Genomic DNA, 6,532 nt, shown 5'->3' on the forward strand with positions numbered 1-6,532 from the left:
TCACCCTGGGTAAAAGTTCGGTGCATATGGCCTCCCGCAATCCCATGCCCGCCAAAGAAGTACCCCCACCAGCCGTCATGACCGGGTCCAGCACCACAGGAATCTGCGGGTAAGCATCCAGGAGTTCAGCCAAGGCTCTGACCATCTCAGCGGAGCCCAACATCCCGATCTTGATCACCCGAACCGGAATATCATCCAGTATGACCTGAGCCTGCTGCAGGCATTCCGCCGGGTCCACCAGACTAAAGCACTCAACATTGACTGAGTCCTGAATGGTCAGTGCGGTAATGGCGGTACAGGCGTGGACGCCAAGACGGGCACAAGTTAACAGATCAGCCTGTATGCCTGCGCCAGCACTGGGGTCGGAACCGGCAATACTGAGCACAACGGGAGGTATTTCAGCGCGTTCGGGCATTAATATATTGTGCATGGACAAACCTCAAATCCGGCAGGAAAATTGCTTTCACTTGCCACGCAAATCCTATCCTAACGACATCATTCATGGAGGAAAACCACATGCGGCAATTGCCGGAGTTGAGTCTAGCAGAAAAACTGGTCCATACGGGATTTATTTTCCTGGTGGGATTGGGCCTTTTGGTCGCAGAAGCCTATGTATACGTTACAGTAGGTGGCAATAATGGCCTTACCGTACATGCTGTTGCCGAACATTATTATGGCAATCGCAGTTCCAGCACGCTGCAAACTGTCCTGCCGCGCATGATGGGTTACGCAGGGATGTCGGCAGCCGATAAACCGAAAATGGTTGCCGCCGTCAATCACTGGATTGCTTCGGGCGAAACCGAGGCAGATTACAATTCGGCCATCAAACCCTTGATCGCCGGAAACTGTTTGAAGTGTCACAGTGTTGCCATGACCAAGGTCCTCCATAACCCGCCTTTGGTTACTTACGGTGATGTCAAAACCGTGGCCAGGGTCGATACGGGGATGAGCCTCAGTACCATGCTGCTGAACGGTATGATTCACCTGACCATGCTCGGCGTCATTTTTTGGGTGGCTGGCTGGATATTCAGCAAATCGCGCTTCCCCAACAGCATCAAATACCCTCTGATCATCCTGCCTTTTATTGCCATGCTTGTGGATTTCAGTGGCTGGTTCCTGACCCATCAGAATCCGGCTTTCGTCTGGCTGGTTCTGATTGGTGGAGCACTGTCCTGTCCAGTTGCCTTGCTGGAAATGCTCCTGAGCCTGATCCAGATGTGGTTTGTGAAACCGCGACTTCAAGCTGCCTGATCAAATTGCCTCCCCCCAGAAATGTCAGCCCCCGCATGGGGGCTGACAGGCTGTGCTGTATTTTCTGTGGATAACTTTGTGGATATATACCGCAGAACCCAGAATTTTAAGCTTTGTTCCATTACTGAAACAGGTTTTGCCTATTTTGTAACTTTATTTATCTTTAAAAACCAATAAATTAAAAAACATACCGAAAGCATGTTAAGAACAAAGTGCCATAACCTCCTTATAAACACTTTGTGGAAAACTTATTCATTCCACTGCGGTTTCAGGGTGCCTGAACAGAACTCAAACGCCTTGCGCAGAGCCGGTTTTCCGAGCCTTCCCTGCAACCCGGGCAAACAGCCGATCATAAAGAGCAATGGGTAAATGCCGCAAAATCATTCCCACTATCCCCATCTGCCAGGGCACAACCAGCCAGGCCTGACCACGGTCGATGGCCCTGCGCATTCTCTGCGCCGCCTTCTCCGGAGCCATCAGCCAGGGCATGGGATAGTGATTAGCGGCCGTCATCGGGGTGGCAATGTAACCTGGAGCGATACAACAGACGCGGATACCCTGAACCCTCAATTCCAGTCGCAGACTTTCCAGATAGGCAATCACCCCCGCCTTGGATGCACAATAGGCAGCCGCTCCAGGCAGGCCGCGAAACCCGGCGACACTGGCAATTCCGGCAATGCGCCCACCCTGCGCCATATAGGGCAGGAAGGCCGTACAGGTGTTATCCATCCCGAGCAAATTGGTGGTGATGATTTCGGCAAAAACCGGACGATCATCCCGCTCCCTGGCCAGAGTCCCATGACTGATTCCTGCATTGGCAATCAACACCTTGATTTCACCAAATTCATCCGAAAAATTTAGCGCGGCCAGATCCAGCGTTGTCACATCACCCACATCAACTTTCAGCACCCGCACAACAGCCCCTCGCGACCGCGCCAGAGTCGCCGTAGCTTCGAGGTTCTGCAGACTGCGCCCCAGGAGTAACAACGGCCGGTCCGGTTGCGCATAAGCCAGCGCCAAGGCCTGTCCGATCCCGCTGCCCGCTCCGGTAATTACGACAGATCCCTTCGCCATAAAAATTCTTCCTTTGTAAGATCAGCAAGATACCACAGTTAATGAATTGACCTGTTCCACTTCCAAAACAGGTCATAAATTATTATATAAAATATCATAAAAAATTATTTTTATTACTGTTAATTAATTATTTTTTTGTAAAATTTATAAAATAAAATAAATAAATAAAATTTTTAAAAACATGATGGTAAACTATTTATATTGAGATTTACAGGGATAAATAAAAAAATTTAACAACGTTCACTTAAAAAATCCCGGCTGGCCAGATTATATACTGGCGCAGATCGTGTCACTTGGCTATACTGCAGCAACTGATTGTCGTGTCCAAACATCACGATTTTACCGCCCAGCACTCGACCAGGTTACGTATGAGCCGTGATTCAAACTTATCCGCGCTGCACAACGGAGATGCCCTCTGGGAAGCGCTCTGCATACAGCTGCAGGAACAGACAACACCTCAGCAGTTCAATACCTGGCTTCGCCCTTTGCGTGGCGAGCTGCATGGTAACGAATTTCATCTGTTTGCCCCCAACCCTTTTGTCATGCAGTGGGTCAGGGAACGGCTGATGGATTTGCTGGAGGCCGTTCTCGCCGAGCTGGCTCCGGGGATGCTACTCCGCTTCAATCTGGATACGACAGCGGCGGCTCCTGCACCGGAGCCCCAAAGCAGCGCTGCGCCCAGCCCGGTCAGTACAGACCCGCGTAACGGCAATCGCCTCAATCCCGGCTTTTCCTTTCAATCCTACGTTGAGGGCAAGTCCAACCAGCTCGCCGTAGCAGCAGCGCGACAGGTTTCCGAGCATCCGGGTAAATCCTACAATCCCCTGTACATATATGGGGGAGTCGGCCTGGGTAAAACCCATCTCATGCAAGCCGTTGGCAATGCCATCCTCCAGCGTAACGCAGACGCCAAAGTGCTTTATGTCAGCGCCGAGGGTTTCATCATGGACATGGTGCGTTCTCTGCAACATAACACCATCAACGATTTCAAGCAGCGTTATCGCAAGCTCGATGCCCTACTTATTGATGATATTCAGTTTTTTGCTGGCAAGGATCGCACCCAGGAAGAGTTTTTCCATACTTTCAACGCGCTGTTTGACGGTGGCCGACAAATCATCATTACCTGTGATCGTTACCCCAAGGAAGTCGAACATCTGGAAGAAAGACTCCAGTCGCGTTTCGGTTGGGGACTCACCGTCGCCATTCAGCCGCATGATCTGGAAACCCGTATGGCGATTGTTCTTTGCAAGGCTGAAGAAATTGGCATAGCACTGCCCGAAGAAGTAGCTTTTTTCATTGCCGAAAAAATCCGCTCCCATGTTCGTGAACTGGAAGGCGCGTTAAGGCGGGTCGTCGCCCACGTCAACTTTACCCATAAGCCGTACAATCTGGATACTGCCAGGGAAGCCTTGCGGGATCTCATTGACGTCCAGAAACGCATGGTCAGCCTGGAAAACATCCAGAAAGTCGTTGCCGAATATTTTCATATACGTGGCTCTGACATGCAGTCCAAGCGGCGGAGTCGTAATATTGCCCGCCCCCGCCAAGTCGCCATGTCGCTCACCAAGGAACTCACCAATCACAGCCTGCCGGAAATCGGTGAGGCCTTTGGTGGTCGCGATCACACCACCGTACTGCATGCCTGCCGACAAATTGAAAAACTTCGTCAGGAAGACTCTCAAATCAATGAAGATTATAACAATTTGCTACGGATACTGGGCGCATGACCGGATTAGGGAACAAGCTGTGGAAAAGCCCATGGAAAAGTACGGTGCTGAGCATGTATGAAAACTACCGCTCATTTTTATCCCCGATCATACCTGCTTATCCACAGCTTACCGGCGCGATGTCTAGTGCAATAAAAATATTCCTAACAAGGGCTTATATCGGTTTCCCACAGGCCTTCAGGGCCTTAATAATAATAGTAGTTAAAAAGAAGAATATAATTTATTTAATTAATACCATAAGGAGCATTTCCTGATGAAACTCACCATGGATCGTGAAGACATACTGCCCATTTTGGCGAATATGGCGAATATTGCCGATCGCAGACCCATTCAACCCATTCTTGCCCATGTGCTGATCGAAGCTGCCGGACAACATTGCCGCTTCATCGCCACGGATCAGGAAGTGCAGCTCAGTGTAGACAAGGATCATCCCGTAGATACTCCCGGAACTTGCGCGGTTCCTGCCCGTAAACTTTATGATATTTGCCGGGCATTACCCGAACACACCCCTCTGGAGTTTCACAAGGATGGCGAAAAACTGTTACTGAAAGCCGCTAAAAGTCGCTTTACCCTGCACGTACTGCCCGCTGAACAGTTTCCCTATCTCAGTATTCACAGCAGTCGCTGCCAGGGTGATTGCGAAGCCGCTTTATTGCGGGAAGCCCTGGCCGTAACCGCCAACACCATGGCGCAAAATGACGCCCGCATCTTTCTGAACGGGGTGCTTCTCGAAGTACAAGGTCAGGAAATGCGCCTGGTAGCCACCGATGGTCATCGCCTTTCCATGATGACCCTGCCATTTGCCAATAGTCTGGAAGAAGAAAGTTTCCAGTGCATTCTTCCCCGCAAAGCCGTCATGGAATTACTGCGTATTGTCAACGGTGGTAATATTCATCTCTCTCTTTCTGATACCAGTTTTGTACTGGATGATGGTTATCAGCAATTTGCCTGTAAACTGATCGATGCCAAGTACCCTGATTATCGGCGGGTTATTCCGCAAGGACATCCTTTTTTCGCAATACTTGATCGCCAAAGCTTCAAAAGCGCCCTGCAACAAAGTGAAGTACTGGTCAGCGACCGTAATCCCACCACCCAGGTCCATCTGGGCAAAAATCTGATGACCTTGAGCAGTCGTAACGAAGAACAGGAAGAAGGAGAAATCGAACTTTCTGTAGAATATCAAAATGATGAAATGAACATTGCCTTCAACAGCCGCTATCTCACCGATAGTATCCAGATTTTTTCTCAGGAAAATATTCGCATGCGCATCAAGGACGGCAACAGTGCAGCCGTTTTCACACCGCTGGACTCAGATAACCCGGTTTATATTTTGATGCCGGTGCGGCTCTGATCCAGTCCTGAAAAAACCTGCCTGATGACCCTGGAGACTCTGCAAATTCAGTCGTTGCGTTGTATTCAGAATTTACAACTCTCCACCCATGCCCGGTGGAACTGGTTGATAGGTGCCAATGGTGCAGGAAAAAGTACGGTCCTCGAAGCCCTTCACATTCTGGGTACCGGCCAAACCTGGCGGCATGGACCGCGCCACGTTCTGCGCGAAGGCGATGCGGAATACCTGCTCAGTGCACGGATGTCTGATCATTTCCTGGCAATGCGCAGACGTGGCGAAGAGCGGGAAATACGTTATGATGGGGAGTCTGTCCATTCAGCCTGGGAATTGCTGGATATCCTGCCTCTGCAAAGTCTACATGATGATAACAGTCATTTTGTTGCCGGCACGGCAGATGATCGGCGACGGATCATGGATTGGGGAATTTATTATGTGGATCCATACTACGGCACTGTTTTTCGGGAATATCGTCGCGCCCTGGCACAGCGTAATGCCTGGCTGAAAAAACCCCAAGGCAAAAGTCCCTGGGATTCGGCATTGGCTCTGGCCGGAGAAGGTATTCAGCAACGCCGTCAGGATTATCTGACACGCATAGAGCCTTTTCTGCAGAAACTCTGGACCAGTTGGTCTGGCGCTGCAGAGATATTGGGTTTGCATCTGCAGAGTGGCTGGAAAGAAGGATTGGCCTTGCAGGAAAGTCTGCAGCGCGATCTGGGACAGGATCGGGAAATGGGATATACCCACAGTGGACCACACCGGGCCAATCTGGTTTTTCGGGTTCGCCAGAAAATGGCCCTGGATATTCTTTCCCGTGGGCAGTTGCGCGTATTGGGCCTTGCCTATCGCATTGCGCAACTGCTTCTGCTCAGGGAAGCCGGTTTTGCTTTGCCGACCCTATTGATTGATGATTTTGCGGCCGAACTGGATGAATCCGCCAGAAACTGGTGGGTTGAACAACTGAATGTGCTGAATATACAGGTTTTTGCTGCGGTGACTGCAGCCGGACAAATACCGGCAGGTGTTCAGGGCAGTCATTTTTATCTGGCCCAGGGCCAGCTTGAAAAGGAAATAGTAATATGACGCAAAAGTACGATTCTTCCAGTATCCAGGTGTTGAAAGGGCTGGAAGC

The 6,532-nt window shown here is 50.4% G+C and carries 7 protein-coding genes; 5 read left to right on the top strand and 2 right to left on the bottom strand.

What is annotated here, in order from left to right; genetic code table 11:
- Positions 1-430 (bottom strand): bifunctional hydroxymethylpyrimidine kinase/phosphomethylpyrimidine kinase (thiD, locus tag AC2VLY_RS06440; protein ID WP_486921959.1); only part of this gene is annotated, 430 nt, incomplete at its 3' end.
- 86 nt (positions 431-516) lie between these two features.
- Between thiD and AC2VLY_RS06445 the strand changes: the two genes are divergently transcribed.
- Entirely contained in the window at positions 517-1,251 is a 735-nt protein-coding gene (locus AC2VLY_RS06445; RefSeq protein WP_486921960.1) for a hypothetical protein, read from the top strand.
- 288 nt (positions 1,252-1,539) lie between these two features.
- Here AC2VLY_RS06445 and AC2VLY_RS06450 read toward each other — a convergent pair whose 3' ends face one another.
- Positions 1,540-2,325 (bottom strand): SDR family oxidoreductase, encoded by a 786-nt coding sequence (locus AC2VLY_RS06450; RefSeq protein WP_486892425.1) that lies wholly within the window; start codon positions 2,323-2,325, stop codon positions 1,540-1,542.
- 293 nt (positions 2,326-2,618) lie between these two features.
- Here AC2VLY_RS06450 and dnaA point away from each other — a divergent pair, with 293 nt between their 5' ends.
- The 4 genes from dnaA to recF are packed head-to-tail and all read left to right on the top strand — an operon-like array spanning position 2,619 to position 6,483.
- On the top strand, positions 2,619-4,052 hold the full coding sequence (dnaA, locus tag AC2VLY_RS06455) for a chromosomal replication initiator protein DnaA (protein ID WP_486892426.1): 1,434 nt from the start codon (positions 2,619-2,621) through the stop codon (positions 4,050-4,052).
- Entirely contained in the window at positions 4,049-4,306 is a 258-nt protein-coding gene (locus tag AC2VLY_RS06460; protein ID WP_486892427.1) for a hypothetical protein, read from the top strand. The genes dnaA and AC2VLY_RS06460 overlap by 4 nt, the downstream gene beginning before the upstream one ends.
- Positions 4,306-5,403 carry a DNA polymerase III subunit beta gene (gene dnaN, locus AC2VLY_RS06465; protein WP_486892428.1) on the top strand — a complete coding sequence of 366 codons (1,098 nt, stop codon included), beginning with the start codon at positions 4,306-4,308 and terminating at the stop codon, positions 5,401-5,403. Before AC2VLY_RS06460 ends, dnaN begins: the two co-directional genes overlap by 1 nt.
- A gap of 24 nt (positions 5,404-5,427) precedes the next feature.
- On the top strand, positions 5,428-6,483 hold the full coding sequence (recF, locus tag AC2VLY_RS06470) for a DNA replication/repair protein RecF (RefSeq protein ID WP_193650258.1): 1,056 nt from the start codon (positions 5,428-5,430) through the stop codon (positions 6,481-6,483).
- Positions 6,484-6,532: the final 49 nt, after the last annotated feature.

Source organism: Acidithiobacillus sp. TH-A36 (genome assembly GCF_057473445.1).